The sequence below is a fragment of the Cardinium endosymbiont of Oedothorax gibbosus genome (assembly GCF_936981045.1).
Lineage (GTDB): Bacteria > Bacteroidota > Bacteroidia > Cytophagales > Amoebophilaceae > Cardinium.
In genome coordinates, this window is the sequence record NZ_OW441264.1 from 263,614 (window position 1) to 282,837 (window position 19,224).

At 36.0% G+C, this 19,224-nt stretch carries 2 protein-coding genes (1 of these 2 only partly in view); both read left to right on the forward strand.

Annotation, left to right across the window (positions count from 1 at the left end; all coding sequences use genetic code 11):
* A protein-coding gene (locus NBW36_RS01215) for a non-ribosomal peptide synthase/polyketide synthase (protein ID WP_250238582.1) crosses the window boundary here: on the forward strand, positions 1-17,859 show its 3' portion. The gene continues 13,815 nt to the left of window position 1, outside the view; only the last 17,859 of its 31,674 coding nucleotides appear in the window; its start codon lies beyond the left edge, outside the window; its stop codon occupies positions 17,857-17,859.
* Positions 17,860-17,944: 85 nt separating this feature from the next.
* Positions 17,945-19,165 carry an IS256 family transposase gene (locus NBW36_RS01220; RefSeq protein WP_250238583.1) on the forward strand — a complete coding sequence of 407 codons (1,221 nt, stop codon included), beginning with the start codon at positions 17,945-17,947 and terminating at the stop codon, positions 19,163-19,165.
* Positions 19,166-19,224: the final 59 nt, after the last annotated feature.

The window sequence follows — 19,224 nt, forward strand, 5'->3', positions numbered from 1 at the left end:
GATATAGATTACATTATCAGTCAAGAGCGGTTAGATCTATTACAGGAATCCAGAGAAATAGAAGGAGTATATTTGGCCAATAGCTTACAACAAGGCTTTATCTACCATGCTTTAAGCCAAGGAGACATCGATGATGCCTATCGCATACAAGTGATTTGGGAATATCATACTTCATTAGATGTTGATCACTTAAAAGAAGCTTGGACATTGGCTCAAGCTAAGTTTGGTAGTTTACGATTAAGACTAGACTGGCAAGGGGAGTTGATTCAAATAATAGATAGGGTAGGTTACTTAAATTGGCATTATATCGATATAAGTCAAATGCAAGATCTGGCTGCCCAATCTACTAAGATTAAGCAAATTCAAGAACAAGATCGACAGGAACCCTATAACCTAGCCTTAGGTAATCTGTTTAGAGTATATTTAATTAAACAAAAGAAAGATTTATATACCTGCATTTTTAGTAATCACCATGCCATACTAGATGGTTGGAGCAACCAAATACTATTGAAATATGTGCATGATACTTACTTAAAACTACAAGCGCAAGCAGTTATACCATTAAAAGTAGATGCTAGTTATCCAGCCGCACAGCAATATATACAGACTCATCAGGCAGCCAATAAGGATTACTGGGATGGATATATAGCACAAATAGAAGAACGAACTGACTTAAGTGGATTATTATCTAGTAGTAGCAAACAGTTACATATCAATGAGCATAGACACATTCGTAATCCCCAGGATCAAGTAGTAAGCATTATAGGTAATCTGTATGATGGATTAAAGCAATTAAGCCAGGTAGCAGGTGTAACTTTAAATGCGTTGCTACAATATGTATGGCATAAAGTATTAAGTATTTATGGAAACAGTCTTCAAACGGTAGTAGGTACTACTGTGTCAGGTAGAAATCTTCCTATAGATGATATAGAACACTCGGTAGGGTTATATATCAATACCCTTCCTTTGGTAGTAACCCATCAAGGTGATATAAGCGTTATAGAGGCTATCAGGAAGATCCAAAGCGATATCAATGAGATCAATAGCAGAAGCGATATAAGCTTGGCTAAGCTACAGAAAGAGGGTCAAAGGTTATTTGATAGCTTATTTGTATATGAAAATTATCCTGATTTAATTGGTAAGGAAGCGCATGAAGATATAAAAATAAGCTTTAAAGAATCGGTAGAGAAACTGGACTATCCATTAGCGGTAATAGCTTATGAAGCCAATCATCAGTTAACTTTTGCGCTTAAATATGCAGGAGAATTATTTAGCAAAGATGCTATAGCAGATTTATTATTGATCGTTCAAAGCTTACTTGAACAAATAGCTGGTGATCCTGATCAGCAGGTATCTAATCTGGATTATCTTACCCCAGCACAGTATAATCAAATTATAGCTACCTGGAATGCTACAGATAAAGCATATCCAGCTCATAAGACCATTCATCAATTGTTTGAAGAACAGGTAGAGAAGACTCCAGGTCGTATAGCAGTAGTATATGAAGAGGTAAAGCTTACTTATAAAGAGCTAAATGAGAAATCTAACCAGTTAGCCAACTATTTAATAAAACATTATCAGATTCAACCTGATGCGTTAATAGCCTTGTGTTTGGACCGTAGTGAGCATATGTTGATAGCGATTCTAGCTGTGTTAAAAGCTGGAGGAGCCTATGTACCCATTGACCCAAGCTATCCTGATGAGCGAGTTCAGTATATACTAGAAGATACTGATACTAAATTAGTATTGACTAATCAGGTCCATCAGCAAAGGTTAGAAGCTATTAGTCAATATAATTTGACCAATACAGTTGGAATAGCCAATCAGGAAGGTGTGGCAATAAGTCAACTATGCGACATCTTAGCTATAGATGGTAAGCCTTTAGGGGAACAATTATTATTACAATCAATAGCTAATCCAAATACAGAAACAATAAGTACTCATTTAGCCTATGTAATCTATACTTCAGGAACTACTGGTAGACCTAAAGGAGTCATGATAGAACATAAAGGGGTCGTGAATTTAAGATATGATTTAACAGGTAGGTATCAGCTTGGTCATACAGATAATAATGAAGCTATTTTACAATTTGCTGATTATGTGTTTGACGCTTCAGTAGAGCAAATGGTATTGCCTCTATTAGGTGGTCACCTGTTGGTACTTATTCCAAACCAGTTATGGTTAGATAAACAACAGTTTTATAATTATCTAATTACCCATAAAGTTACTCATATGCATGCTACGCCTGCCTTTTTAGAGCAATGTAATTTTAGCCAAATTGCAAGTTTGAAGAGATTGGTATGTGGAGGCGACTTACTCAGTCAAGATCGCTACAACAAAATAAAGCTAGCGGTAGGTGATGATCTCACCATAATAAATGAATATGGACCTACGGAAGCATCTATAACTTCTACAGTTAGTGTTATCCAACATAATACTCTAATCACGATAGGAGTGCCTATTTCCAATATGAGGTGCTATATATTAGATGATAGCCTAACCCCCTTACCCATAGGGGCGATAGGAGAATTATACATAGGCGGAGCAGGTCTATCCCGAGGTTACTTAAACAGATCTGACCTTACCGCTGAGCGGTTTATAGCTAACCCATTCCAAACTGGAGAAGAGAAAAGATTAGGAAAGAATGCAAGATTATATAAAACGGGAGATTTAGTACGTTGGTTACCAGATGGTAATTTGGAGTGTATAGGAAGGAATGATTTCCAAGTTAAAATTAGAGGTTATCGTATTGAATTAGGAGAAGTTGAAACTGCTTTATCCAGTTATCCAGCTATTAAACAAAGTGTGGTACTAGCTAGAGAGCATAAGGACAAGGCAGAGGGTGGAGCTGGTCATAAATATCTAGTGGGTTATTATGTATCAGAGACTAGATTAGATGAAGGAGCAATACTTAATTATCTGCAATCTAAATTACCAGACTATATGGTACCTGCTCTATTGGTACACCTAGATCAGCTACCTCTTACCATTAATGGTAAATTGGATAGAAAAGCTTTACCAGAGCCTGAATTTACCAATCAAGGTGGTTATGTAGCGCCAAGGAATGAGCTAGAAAAAAAGGTATGCCAGATATGGGCAGAGGTATTAGGATTGGATGAAGATAAAGTAGGCATAGAGGATGATTTCTTTAGATTAGGGGGAGATAGTATTGTAAGTATTCAGTTGGTCAGTAGATTAAGGCAAAAGCTAGGATTACATATTGGTGTTAAAGATATTTTTACTTATAAAACCATTGAAAAACTTTATGATCATGTCTTGAGTAAAAAGGTAGATAGTGATGCACAGTTAAAAACTGAGCAAGGTATACTAACGGGTGAACTACCCTTACTACCGGTACAACAATGGTTCTTTGCACATAACTTTACCGCTGCTCATCATTGGAATCAAGCATTTCTAATCAAAACACTTAATTTAGATTTAAATCAACTAGAAAAAGGTATAGCGCAATTGGTCCAGCACCATGATGGCTTTAGGTTAAGGTATAAGAAAGTAGCAGAGCAGGAGCATTATGGGCAATATTATGATGCAAATGCAGCAGTAGAACCACTAAAGGTGTTAGATGTTAGGACGTTACCAGTTAAAGAAGGTAGTAAATCATTTGAGGCTAAGTTACAGGAAGTATTAGCCGATTGGCAAAGTGGATTTGATTTGGAAAATGGACCAGTCTATAACATAGGCTATATCCATGGGTATCAAGATGGTAGTAGCCGCATCCATTTTTCCCTACACCATTTAATAGTAGATGCGGTAAGTTGGCGTATATTGACTGAAGATCTAAAGGCTATTTACCATGGTCATAAGTTAGGCTTAAAAGGCAGTAGTTACCGCCAATGGGTGCATGCAGTAGAGGAATATGCAGCTAGTCATGCATCTGAAAAAGACTACTGGATCCATGTTTTATCCGATTATAACAGCAGTCCGTTGAATGGTTTGATGGTCAGTGAAACTACCTGCCACTACAGTAGTCTACAACTAAGCAAGCAACAAACGGTTCGGTTGTTACAGAAAAGTAACCAAGCCTACCATACCCAAATCAATGATCTATTGTTGACAGCCCTTGGTTATAGTTTAGCTGAAATCACTGGCCATAGGGTTAACCATATTGTGTTAGAAGGTCATGGTCGAGAAGCGATTGATGGTAGTATTGATGTAACTAGAACATTAGGTTGGTTCACTACCATCTATCCGGTTCGCTTAGAGATCAGTGCATCATTAGCAGATAGTATCAAGCATATCAAGGGCAATCTAAGAAAGATCCCCCATAAGGGCATAGGTTACGGCACTTTATTGGGTTATAAAAAGGATCTACCCAAGATAAGTTTTAATTACCTAGGACAATTTGATAAGAAAGATGGAACATTAGATGGATGGCCTATTGTTAGTGAAGCGGCTGGTATAACCGTAGATGGTGCCAATCAAGATCCTTGTATTATTAATATCAATGGCCTAGTAATCAATGGTCAACTTCAGTTTGATATATCCAGTAAGCTAGATATAGCCACTACCCAAAAACTGGCTGACGCGTTTAAGCAAAAACTGGAAGAGGTCATTGATCATACCGTAGGGCAAACCAGAAGTCATTTAACCACAAGTGATATAGATTACATTATCAGTCAAGAGCGGTTAGATCTATTACAGGAATCCAGAGAAATAGAAGGAGTATATTTGGCCAATAGCTTACAACAAGGCTTTATCTACCATGCTTTAAGCCAAGGAGACATCGATGATGCCTATCGCATACAAGTGATTTGGGAATATCATACTTCATTAGATGTTGATCACTTAAAAGAAGCTTGGACATTGGCTCAAGCTAAGTTTGGTAGTTTACGATTAAGACTAGACTGGCAAGGGGAGTTGATTCAAATAATAGATAGGGTAGGTTACTTAAATTGGCATTATATCGATATAAGTCAAATGCAAGATCTGGCTGCCCAATCTACTAAGATTAAGCAAATTCAAGAACAAGATCGACAGGAACCCTATAACCTAGCCTTAGGTAATCTGTTTAGAGTATATTTAATTAAACAAAAGAAAGATTTATATACCTGCATTTTTAGTAATCACCATGCCATACTAGATGGTTGGAGCAACCAAATACTATTGAAATATGTGCATGATACTTACTTAAAACTACAAGCGCAAGCAGTTATACCATTAAAAGTAGATGCTAGTTATCCAGCCGCACAGCAATATATACAGACTCATCAGGCAGCCAATAAGGATTACTGGGATGGATATATAGCACAAATAGAAGAACGAACTGACTTAAGTGGATTATTATCTAGTAGTAGCAAACAGTTACATATCAATGAGCATAGACACATTCGTAATCCCCAGGATCAAGTAGTAAGCATTATAGGTAATCTGTATGATGGATTAAAGCAATTAAGCCAGGTAGCAGGTGTAACTTTAAATGCGTTGCTACAATATGTATGGCATAAAGTATTAAGTATTTATGGAAACAGTCTTCAAACGGTAGTAGGTACTACTGTGTCAGGTAGAAATCTTCCTATAGATGATATAGAACACTCGGTAGGGTTATATATCAATACCCTTCCTTTGGTAGTAACCCATCAAGGTGATATAAGCGTTATAGAGGCTATCAGGAAGATCCAAAGCGATATCAATGAGATCAATAGCAGAAGCGATATAAGCTTGGCTAAGCTACAGAAAGAGGGTCAAAGGTTATTTGATAGCTTATTTGTATATGAAAATTATCCTGATTTAATTGGTAAGGAAGCGCATGAAGATATAAAAATAAGCTTTAAAGAATCGGTAGAGAAACTGGACTATCCATTAGCGGTAATAGCTTATGAAGCCAATCATCAGTTAACTTTTGCGCTTAAATATGCAGGAGAATTATTTAGCAAAGATGCTATAGCAGATTTATTATTGATCGTTCAAAGCTTACTTGAACAAATAGTGGGTTATCCTCATCAGCAGGTATCTAATTTAGGTTATCTTACCCCAGCGCAGTATAATCAAATTGTTTACAATTGGAATGCTACAGACAAAGCATATCCAGCTCATAAGACTATCCATCAGTTATTTGAAGAGCAGGTAGCAAGAACCCCAGATCATATAGCAGTAGCATATGAAGAAACCCAGCTAACCTATAAAGAACTCAATGCAAGAGCCAATCAGTTAGCTAACTATCTGATACAGCATTATGAGATTAAGCCAGATACATTGATTGCTTTATATTTGGATCGCAGTGAGCATATGTTGATAGCGATTTTAGCTGTATTAAAAGCTGGAGGAGCCTATGTACCTATTTCTCCTGATTATCCCGATGATAGAGTGGAATATATATTAGGTGATACTGGTACTAAGTTAGTATTGACTAATCAGATCCATCAGCAAAGGTTAGAAACTATTAATCAATATAGTTTAACCAATATAGCTGGAATAGCTAATCAGGAAGGTGTGGCAGTAAGTCAACTATGCGATAGCTTAGCTATAGATAGTAAACCTTTACACGAACAATTATCATTACAATCTATTGATAATCCAGATATAGCAGTAGTAGATACCAACCTAGCCTATATAATTTATACTTCAGGAACTACTGGTAAGCCTAAAGGAGTGATGGTGGAACATAAAGGGGTCGTGAATTTAAGATATGATTTAACAGATAGGTATCAGCTTGGCCATACAGATAATAATGAAGCCATTTTACAATTTGCTGATTATGTGTTTGACGCTTCAGTAGAGCAAATGGTATTGCCTCTATTAGGTGGTTACCTATTGGTACTTATTCCAAACCAGTTATGGTTAGATAAACAACAGTTTTATAATTATCTAATTACCCATAAAGTTACCCATATGGATGCTACACCTACCTTTTTAGAGCAATGCAATTTTAGTCAAGTTGCAAGTTTAAAGAGATTGGTATGTGGAGGAGACTTGCTCAGTCAAGATCGCTACAACAAAATAAGGCTAGCAGTACGTGATGATCTCACCATAATAAATGAATATGGACCTACGGAAGCATCTATAACTTCTATAGTTAATGTTATCCAAAATGATACTCTAATAACGATAGGGGTGCCTATTTCCAACATGAGGTGTTATGTAGTAGATAGTAACTTAACCCTCTTACCTATAGGTGCCATAGGAGAACTATACATAGGAGGTATAGGTCCAACTAGAGGTTATTTCAATAGACCAGATCTTACCGCCGAGCGATTTATGGCCAATCCCTTCCAAACTGAAGACGAAAGAAGATCAGGAAAAAACGCAAGGTTATATAAAACAGGAGATTTAGTTAGATGGTTACCTGATGGTAATTTGGAATATATAGGAAGGAATGATTTTCAAGTTAAGATTAGAGGTTATCGTGTTGAACTAGGAGAGATTGAAGCTGCTTTATCTAGTTATCCAGCTATTAAACAAAGTGTGGTACTAGCTAGAGAGCATAAGGACAAGGCAGAGGGTGGAGTTGGTTATAAATATCTAGTGGGTTATTATGTAGCAGAGACTAGATTAGATGAAGGAGCAATACTTAATTATCTGCAATCTAAATTACCAGACTATATGGTACCTGCTCTATTAGTACACTTAGATCAGCTACCCCTTACCATTAATGGTAAATTGGATAGAAAAGCTTTACCAGAGCCTGAATTTACCAATCAAGATAGTTATGTAGCGCCAAGGAATGAGCTAGAAAGAAAGGTATGCCAGATATGGGCAGAGGTATTGGGATTAGCCGCAGATAAAGTGGGCATAGAAGATGATTTCTTTAGGTTAGGAGGAGATAGTATTGTCAGTATTCAGTTGGTAAGTAGGTTGCGACAAAAATTAGGATTACAGATTAGTGTTAAAGATATCTTTAGCTATAAAAGCATTGCTAGTCTTTATGATCATGTTTTAAGCAAAGTGCAGGATAAAGCACTACCACTTATACAAGCCGAACAGGGTATATTAAGTGGTAAAGTCGACTTACTACCAGTACAGCAATGGTTCCTTGAACATGATTTTTCTAATCCTCATTATTGGAACCAATCATTTTTAATTAAGACGCCAAAATTAGAGCTGGATCAATTAGAAAAGAGTCTAGTTAAATTGATTCAATATCATGATAGTTTTAGATTAAAATATAGCAAGTCAGGTGATGGGAGTTACTATCAATATTATGATGCGCAGGCTATACCAGCATCATTAAAAATATTAGATATTCAGACATTAGGATTGCAAGAAGTCAGTCAACCATTTGAAAACAAACTACAAGAAGTATACACTGCTTGGCAAAGTAACTTTAACTTAACAGAGGGCCCACTCTATAGCATTGGTTATCTATATGGTTATAAGGATGGCAGTGCTAGAATCTATTTTGCCCTTCATCACTTAATGGTAGATAGCGTAAGTTGGCGCATATTAGCTGAAGACTTAAGAAATATTTACTATGGTAAAGATTTAGGTAGTAAAGGCAGTAGCTACCGCCAATGGGTAAAGACAGTGCAAGCATATGCTATTAATCATCAAGAGGAAGAAGCTTACTGGAATGCTATCTTAGTGGATTATGATGGGGATCAATTCAATAAATTAATAGTTAGTGAAACTACTGCTAACCAGGCCAGTATACAACTAAGTCCAGAACAAACTACTCAGTTGTTACAGGAAAGTAACCAAGCCTATCATACCCAAATCAATGATCTATTGTTGACAGCCCTTGCTTACAGTTTGGCTAGAGTTACAAGCAATAAGGTTAATCACATAGTGTTAGAAGGCCATGGTCGGGAAGAAATTGATAGTAGTATTGATGTAACTAGAACATTAGGTTGGTTTACTACTATTTATCCAGTTCGGTTAACGGTAAGGGAGAGATTGGATGATAGCATTAAACATATTAAAGAAAGTTTAAGGGAAATACCTAATAAGGGAATAGGTTATGGTCCATTAATAGGTTATCAAGATGATGTCTTACCAAGGATAAGCTTTAACTATTTAGGACAGTTTGGTAGTGGTCAAGTTCAGAATGATTGGCAGATAGTAGGAGAGGGTAGTGGTGTACAAATAGATGCTACTAACCAAGACCATCATATCCTGAACATTAATGGCTTAGTGGTAGATGGAAGGTTGACCTTTACTATACTAAGCAAACTGGATAAACAAGCTACTGATCAATTAGCGAATAGTTTTAAGAAACACTTAGCAGCTATCATTGACCATACTGCAAGTCAAAGCAGAAGCTATTTAACGGTAAGTGATATAGATCATATCATCAGCCAAGAGAGGTTAGATCTATTACAGGCATCCAGGGAGATAGAAGGAATATATTTAGCCAATAGTTTGCAACAAGGCTTTGTCTATCATGCTTTACATCAGGGAGATGTGGATGATGCTTATTTTGTTCAAACGATTTCGCAATATCATAATCCATTGAATGTAGAGCAACTAAAAGAAGCCTGGAGCCACGCACAGGCTAAATATGCTAGTTTACGATTAAGATTAGATTGGGAAGAAAAAGTGGTACAAATCATAGATAAAGAAGGTAGCCTAGATTGGCGCTATATAGATCTAAGTCAAGAAGCAAACTTAACAGAGCAAGAAAATCAAATCAAACATATTCAACAACAAGATCGCCTTGAACCCTATGATTTAGGGGAAGGTAATTTGTTTAGAGTCTATTTAATTAAACAAAAACAGAATCTTTATACCTGTATCTCTAGCAGCCATCATATTATATTAGATGGATGGAGTAGCCCCATCTTACTAGGGTATGTGCATGATTGTTACATACGATTACAAAATCGAGAAGTGATTTCAGTACAGCCAGATCATACTTACCTATCGGCACAGCACTATCTACAAAACCATCAAGCAGATCATAAGGATTACTGGGACAACTATATTGCTCAAATAGACGAGCATAGCGATTTGAGTGGTTTGCTTATAAATAGAGATAAGCGGCTAAGCGATTATAAGCATATTCTTCAACCAGTTGAGCAAACCTTAACTATTAGTGATAACTTATATGGTCGTCTAAAATCATTAAGTCAGCAGGAGGGTATAACCTTAAATTCCATATTACAATATAGTTGGCATAAACTACTTAGTATTTATGGAGATAATACTCAAACGATAGTAGGCACTACGTTATCAGGTAGAAATTTACCAGTAGATGATATAGAGTGCTCAGTAGGACTGTATATTAATACTTTACCTTTAGTAGTCAAACACCAGTTAAATAAAAGCATTATAGATGCTATTAAGAATATTCAAAGTACCATTCATGAGCTAAATAGTAGAAGCAATGTAAGTTTAGCTAAACTACAGCCAGGTGGTCAACGCTTATTTGATAGTTTGTTTGTCTATGAGAATTATCCTAATCCAACTGGTGGCCATCAAGATAAGATTAAGCTAAGCTTTAAGGGAAGTATAGAGAAATTAGATTATCCATTGGCAGTTACAGCCTATGAAGGTAATAACCAACTAACAGTTACCTTTAAATATGCTGGTGAATTATTTAGTGAGGACACGATAGCCTCTTTGTTATCCTTGATTAGGTTACTATTGGAACAAATAGCAGCTGATTGTTATCAAGCAGCAAGTAATTTAGATTATCTTATTGATAAGCAGTATAATCAAATTGTTTACAATTGGAATGCTACAGATAAAGCATATCCAGTTCATAAGACCATCCATCAGTTATTTGAAGAGCAGGTAGTAAGAACCCCAGATCATATAGCAGTAGTATATGAAGAGGTAAAGCTTACTTATAAAGAGCTAAATGAAAAATCTAATCAGTTAGCTAATTATTTAGTAGCGCATTATCAAATTCAACCTGATGCGTTAATAGCTTTGTGTTTGGACCGTAGTGAGCATATGTTGATAGTGATTTTAGCTGTGTTAAAAGCTGGAGGAGCCTATGTACCTATTGATCCAAGCTATCCTAATGAAAGGATTCAGTATATACTGGAAGATACTGATACTAAGTTAGTATTGACTAATCAGATCCATCAGCAAAGGCTAGAAGCTATTAGTCAATATAATTTGACCAATACAGTTGGAATAGCTAATCAGGAAGGTGTAGCAGTAAGTCAATGCGACATCTTAGCTATAGATAGTAAGCCTTTAGGGGAGCAATTATTATTACAATCAATAGCTAATCCAAATACAGCAACAATAATAAGTACTCATTTAGCCTATGTAATCTATACTTCAGGAACTACTGCGAAGCCTAAGGGGGTAATGGTGGAGCATAGAGCAGTTATATCCCTTATAGTAAATGTTACTTATGTAGATATTGACGCTACTGATTCATTTATCCAACTTGCTGATATAGCATTTGATGCTGCAGTCTTTGAAATATGGGGTGCTTTATTAAAGGGAGCCCGATTACGTATTCCAGGTAATAGAATGGATATACTTAACAATACTAACCTGTTTATAGAAATATTAGCAACTAATGGAATTTCAGTATTGTTTTTGACAAAAACTTTGTTTGATCAGTTGTTTTTAATGGACCAAAGCATTTTTAGAGGACTTAAGTATCTACTAGTTGGTGGCGAAGCACTAGATCCAAAGCTAATATCTCAACTAATAAGCTCAACATATATACCTCGAAATATTGTTAATGCTTATGGCCCTACTGAAAATAGCGTATTTAGTTGTGCATTAAATATCAATAGAGATAATATAGCTGATAAAAATTCTATACCTATTGGTATTCCATTAACTAATAGAAAGGCATATGTATTAGATACCACCTTAACTCCCCTACCTATAGGAGCTATAGGAGAATTGTATATAGGCGGAGCAGGTCTAGCCCGAGGTTACTTAAACAGATCTGACCTTACCGCTGAGCGGTTTATAGCTAATCCATTCCAAACTGGAGAAGAGAAAAGATTAGGAAAGAATGCAAGATTATATAAAACGGGAGATTTAGTACGTTGGTTACCAGATGGTAATTTGGAGTGTATAGGAAGGAATGATTTCCAAGTTAAAATTAGAGGTTATCGTATTGAATTAGGAGAAGTTGAAACTGCTTTATCCAGTTATCCAGCTATTAAACAAAGTGTGGTACTAGCTAGAGAGCATAAGGACAAGGCAGAGGGTGGAGCTGGTCATAAATATCTAGTGGGTTATTATGTATCAGAGACTAGATTAGATGAAGGAGCAATACTTAATTATCTGCAATCTAAATTACCAGACTATATGGTACCTGCTCTATTGGTACACCTAGATCAGCTACCTCTTACCATTAATGGTAAATTGGATAGAAAAGCTTTACCAGAGCCTGAATTTACCAATCAAGGTGGTTATGTAGCGCCAAGGAATGGGCTAGAAAAAAAGGTATGCCAGATATGGGCAGAGGTATTAGGATTGGATGAAGATAAAGTAGGCATAGAGGATGATTTCTTTAGATTAGGGGGAGATAGTATTGTAAGTATTCAGTTGGTCAGTAGATTAAGGCAAAAGCTAGGATTACATATTGGTGTTAAAGATATTTTTACTTATAAAACCATTGAAAAACTTTATGATCATGTCTTGAGTAAAAAGGTAGATAGTGATGCACAGTTAAAAACTGAGCAAGGTATACTAACGGGTGAACTACCCTTACTACCGGTACAACAATGGTTCTTTGCACATAACTTTACCGCTGCTCATCATTGGAATCAAGCATTTCTAATCAAAACACTTAATTTAGATTTAAATCAACTAGAAAAAGGTATAGCGCAATTGGTCCAGCACCATGATGGCTTTAGGTTAAGGTATAAGAAAGTAGCAGAGCAGGAGCATTATGGGCAATATTATGATGCAAATGCAGCAGTAGAACCACTAAAGGTGTTAGATGTTAGGACGTTACCAGTTAAAGAAGGTAGTAAATCATTTGAGGCTAAGTTACAGGAAGTATTAGCCGATTGGCAAAGTGGATTTGATTTGGAAAATGGACCAGTCTATAACATAGGCTATATCCATGGGTATCAAGATGGTAGTAGCCGCATCCATTTTTCCCTACACCATTTAATAGTAGATGCGGTAAGTTGGCGTATATTGACTGAAGATCTAAAGGCTATTTACCATGGTCATAAGTTAGGCTTAAAAGGCAGTAGTTACCGCCAATGGGTGCATGCAGTAGAGGAATATGCAGCTAGTCATGCATCTGAAAAAGACTACTGGATCCATGTTTTATCCGATTATAACAGCAGTCCGTTGAATGGTTTGATGGTCAGTGAAACTACCTGCCACTACAGTAGTCTACAACTAAGCAAGCAACAAACGGTTCGGTTGTTACAGAAAAGTAACCAAGCCTACCATACCCAAATCAATGATCTATTGTTGACAGCCCTTGGTTATAGTTTAGCTGAAATCACTGGCCATAGGGTTAACCATATTGTGTTAGAAGGTCATGGTCGAGAAGCGATTGATGGTAGTATTGATGTAACTAGAACATTAGGTTGGTTCACTACCATCTATCCGGTTCGCTTAGAGATCAGTGCATCATTAGCAGATAGTATCAAGCATATCAAGGGCAATCTAAGAAAGATCCCCCATAAGGGCATAGGTTACGGCACTTTATTGGGTTATAAAAAGGATCTACCCAAGATAAGTTTTAATTACCTAGGACAATTTGATAAGAAAGATGGAACATTAGATGGATGGCCTATTGTTAGTGAAGCGGCTGGTATAACCGTAGATGGTGCCAATCAAGATCCTTGTATTATTAATATCAATGGCCTAGTAATCAATGGTCAACTTCAGTTTGATATATCCAGTAAGCTAGATATAGCCACTACCCAAAAACTGGCTGACGCGTTTAAGCAAAAACTGGAAGAGGTCATTGATCATACCGTAGGGCAAACCAGAAGTCATTTAACCACAAGTGATATAGATTACATTATCAGTCAAGAGCGGTTAGATCTATTACAGGAATCCAGAGAAATAGAAGGAGTATATTTGGCCAATAGCTTACAACAAGGCTTTATCTACCATGCTTTAAGCCAAGGAGACATCGATGATGCCTATCGCATACAAGTGATTTGGGAATATCATACTTCATTAGATGTTGATCACTTAAAAGAAGCTTGGACATTGGCTCAAGCTAAGTTTGGTAGTTTACGATTAAGACTAGACTGGCAAGGGGAGTTGATTCAAATAATAGATAGGGTAGGTTACTTAAATTGGCATTATATCGATATAAGTCAAATGCAAGATCTGGCTGCCCAATCTACTAAGATTAAGCAAATTCAAGAACAAGATCGACAGGAACCCTATAACCTAGCCTTAGGTAATCTGTTTAGAGTATATTTAATTAAACAAAAGAAAGATTTATATACCTGCATTTTTAGTAATCACCATGCCATACTAGATGGTTGGAGCAACCAAATACTATTGAAATATGTGCATGATACTTACTTAAAACTACAAGCGCAAGCAGTTATACCATTAAAAGTAGATGCTAGTTATCCAGCCGCACAGCAATATATACAGACTCATCAGGCAGCCAATAAGGATTACTGGGATGGATATATAGCACAAATAGAAGAACGAACTGACTTAAGTGGATTATTATCTAGTAGTGGCCAACAGTTACGCATCAACGAACATAGGCATATCCGTAATCCTCAGGATCAAATAGTAAGCATTATAGGTAATCTGTATGATGGATTAAAGCAATTAAGCCAGGTAGCAGGTGTAACTTTAAATGCGTTGCTACAATATGTATGGCATAAAGTATTAAGTATTTATGGAAACAGTCTTCAAACGGTAGTAGGTACTACTGTGTCAGGTAGAAATCTTCCTATAGATGATATAGAACACTCGGTAGGGTTATATATCAATACCCTTCCTTTGGTAGTAACCCATCAAGGTGATATAAGCGTTATAGAGGCTATCAGGAAGATCCAAAGCGATATCAATGAGATCAATAGCAGAAGCGATATAAGCTTGGCTAAGCTACAGAAAGAGGGTCAAAGGTTATTTGATAGCTTATTTGTATATGAAAATTATCCTGATTTAATTGGTAAGGAAGCGCATGAAGATATAAAAATAAGCTTTAAAGAATCGGTAGAGAAACTGGACTATCCATTAGCGGTAATAGCTTATGAAGCCAATCATCAGTTAACTTTTGTGCTTAAATATGCAGGAGAATTATTTAGCAAAGATACTATAGCAGATTTATTATTGATCGTTCAAGGCTTACTTGAACAAATAGCTAGTGATCCTGATCAGCAGGTATCTAATCTGGATTATCTTACCCCAGCACAGTATAATCAAATTATAGCTACCTGGAATGATACAGATCGAGATTATCCAAGTAGTAAGACTATCCATCAGTTATTTGAAGAGCAGGTAGCAAGAACCCCAGATAACACAGCTATAGTATATGAGGAGATAAAGTTAACCTACAGGCAACTTAATGAAAGCGCTAACCAGTTAGCTAATTATTTAGTAGCGCATTATCAGATTCAACCTGATGCGTTAATAGCCTTGTGTTTGGACCGTAGTGAGCATATGTTGATAGCGATTCTAGCTGTGTTAAAAGCTGGAGGAGCCTATGTACCCATTGATCCAAGTTATCCTGATGAAAGGATTCAGTATATACTAGAAGATACTGATACTAAGTTAGTATTGACTAATCAGATCCACCAGAAAAGGTTAGAAGCTATTAGTCAATATAATTTGACTAATACAGCTGGAATAGTTAATCAGGAAGGTGTAGCAGTAAGTCAACTATGCGATAGCTTAGCTATAGATGGTAAACTTTTAGGGGAACAATTATTGTTACAATCAATAGCTAATCCAAATACAGAAACAATAAGTACTCATCTGGCCTATGTAATCTATACTTCAGGAACTACTGGTAAGCCTAAGGGGGTAATGGTGGAGCATAGGGGGGTAATAAATACTATATTATCCTTAAATGGGGTATATGATTTTAGCAAGGGAGATAAGGTTACTGCATTTACCTCATATGTCTTTGATGTATCTGTTTCAGAGTTTTTTACTGTATTATTTCAATCTGGAGCACTACATCTCTTGAGTGAAGCAGTAAAAGCTGATGCATTACTAATCAGTAGGTATATAACAGATCATTATATCAATTATGTCTACTTACCTCCGGTATTACTATCGGTTCTACCCAGAGTAGCATATACAACACTATATAGCATCATATATGCAGGGGAGCCATGTGATAAGGATACAGGTAAGTATTGGTCAGATAATTATCAACTTTATAATTATTATGGACCTGCAGAAGCAACCATATATACAACTGGTAAACAAATAATAAGTGGAGATACTCATTTAATAGGTGCTCCTATATCTAATTCTAGATGCTATGTATTAGATAGTAATCTAGCTCCCTTACCAATAGGTGCTATAGGAGAACTATACATAGGCGGAGCCGGCCTAGCCCGAGGCTACTTAAATAGAGCTGATCTTACCGCTGAGCTATTTATAGCTAATCCATTCCAAACTGCAGAAGAGAAAAGATTAGGAAAGAATGCAAGATTATATAAAACAGGAGATTTAGTGCGTTGGTTACCAGATGGTAATTTGAAATATATAGGGCGTAATGATTTCCAAGTTAAAATTAGAGGTTATCGTATTGAATTAGGGGAAGTTGAAACTGCTTTATCTAGTTATCCAGCTATTAAACAAAGTGTGGTACTAGCCAAAGAACATAAAGATAAGGCAGATGGTGGAGCTGGTCACAAATATCTAGTGGGGTATTATGTAGCAGAGACTAGACTAGATGAAGGAGTAATACTTGGTTATCTGCAATCTAAATTACCAAGCTATATGGTACCCGCTCTATTGGTACACCTAGATCAGCTACCCCTTACCATTAATGGTAAGTTGGATAGAAAGGCTTTACCAGAGCCTGAGTTTACCAACCAAGATGGTTATGTAGCGCCAAGGAATGAGCTAGAAAGAAAGGTATGCCAGATATGGGCAGAGGTATTAGGATTGGATGAAGATAAAGTGAGTATAGAAGATGATTTCTTTAGATTGGGGGGAAATAGTATATTAGCTATAAGTTTAATGAGTAAGTTAAATAATTGTTTCCAATCTAAATTAAAGGTAGTTGATATATTTGTATATAAGCATATTGTATCATTATCATCTAGAATATTTCAAGCTAAAAATAGTTATCAAACACTTATTAAACTGAATAACACCTATGACAAACCCAATATGTTTATGATACATCCAGCAGATGGAGGGTGTGAAGTCTATATTTCTTTAGCTGATGCATTAGCTTACGACTTTAGTTGTTATGGCATAGATTCATATAATTTATATCATGAGCATAAAATAGATAGCTTATATGAATTAGCTAAATATTATCTATCATATATTGATGAGGTAATGAGTAGAACAGATCAAGAAATTTACCACTTACTGGGTTGGTCATTAGGAGGGCAATTAGCATTAGAAATCGCATCTATTTTAGAGCAAAGAGGAAATACTAAGATTAAAATTTATTTACTGGATACCATATTACTTGACCAACATTTACAATCTATAAGGAATAATGATGCAGACTATAAAAATAGATTTATGGAATATATAATGTCACAAGGATATGATCCATCATATGTAGAGAAAGTAATATCAAATATGGATGCAGAAGATAAATTGGTAGAGCAGCATATATCTTCCATATTAAAGCATAGCCATATATTATTATTTAAAACAATGCTTGAAAATACAAAGGTGAAAATAAAAGAAATACACGAATATACTTCCACCCTTACGTATAATAATGTAGATAAAATTGTCAACAATCAATGCAACATTAAACTTATTAAAATGGACAATGTGCATCATATGAATATATTAGAGCAAGAAGCATCGCTAGCTTCCGATATTACAGCATGGTAAGCTTCTGGTTTAAGGGGTCTTTTGTTTTAAGTGTGTAAATATATTTCGGGTTATAATATTTAGATAAACTAAAATACTTAAAACAATGAAAAGAAAAGAGACAGTTAAAGATGGGATAAGCAAGGCCATAGATGTACTGATAGACTCAGGTGTAGAGCTATCGACCCTATTTGATCAAGGCGGCTTACTCAAACAATTAAGCAAACGTCTTGTAGAAAAAGCATTAGCATCAGAAATGGATAACCATTTAGATTATAACAAGTATGCAGGTAGTGATTCAGATAATGCTTGTAATGACTTGTCTAGTAAGCAAATTATCACTGATAATGGGGTTATATCGGTTGAGGTCCCTAGAGATAGATCATCCACTTTTGAACCTGTTTTATTACCTAAGCGTCAAACAAGAATACCTGGTTTAGATGATAAGATCTTATCTCTATATGCTAAAGGCATGAGCCTATCAGATATTCAGATTCAAATACAAGAGTTATATGGCGCAGAAGTTAGTGAAAGCCTGATAAGTAACATCACAGATGCTGTTATCAAAGATGTTAAAATATGGCAAAATCGTCCCTTAGAGTCGGTTTATCCTATCGTTTTTTTTGATTGTTTTGTAGTTAAAGTTAGACAGGATAAGCGCATAAGCAATAAATCAGTCTACGTTGCGTTAGGTATAGATAGATTGGGCATGCAAGATGTTTTAGGTCTTTGGATGAGTGAAAATGCAGGAGCTAAATTTTGGTTGGGGAATTTAACAGAACTCAAAAATCGTGGCATGCACGATATACTCATTGCGTGTACAGATAATTTGCCAGGTATGTCTGAGGCCATTACTGCTGTACACCCGAAAACGGAACATCAGCTCTGTATTGTTCATGCTATTAGGAATAGCTTGCAATATGTTTCTTATAAACATAGAAAGGCATTAGTTGCTGATTTAAAACCAGTTTATACTGCAGTTACTGAAGAAGAAGCATTGATGGCCTTAGAAGCTTTTGCTACCAAGTGGAATCAACAATACCCACAAATAGCCAAATCTTGGTATGCTAACTGGGATAATTTGATGGTATTTTTACAATACCCTAGTGCCATACGTAGAGTGATTTACACAACAAATGCTGTTGAATCTGTAAATAGTCAATTCCGTAGAGTTACCAAAAATAAAAGGGTATTTCCTAACGATCTAGCTGTTTTTAAAACATTGTATCTAACTATTAATTACATGACTAGAAAGTGGACCATCCCTATTCATAATTGGAGTGAGGCTATGGCACATTTTTCAATTAAATTAGAAAATAGAATCTAATAAACCAAAAAAATAATTTACACACTTAATTGGACAGATCCGGTTTAAGAATTAACTCA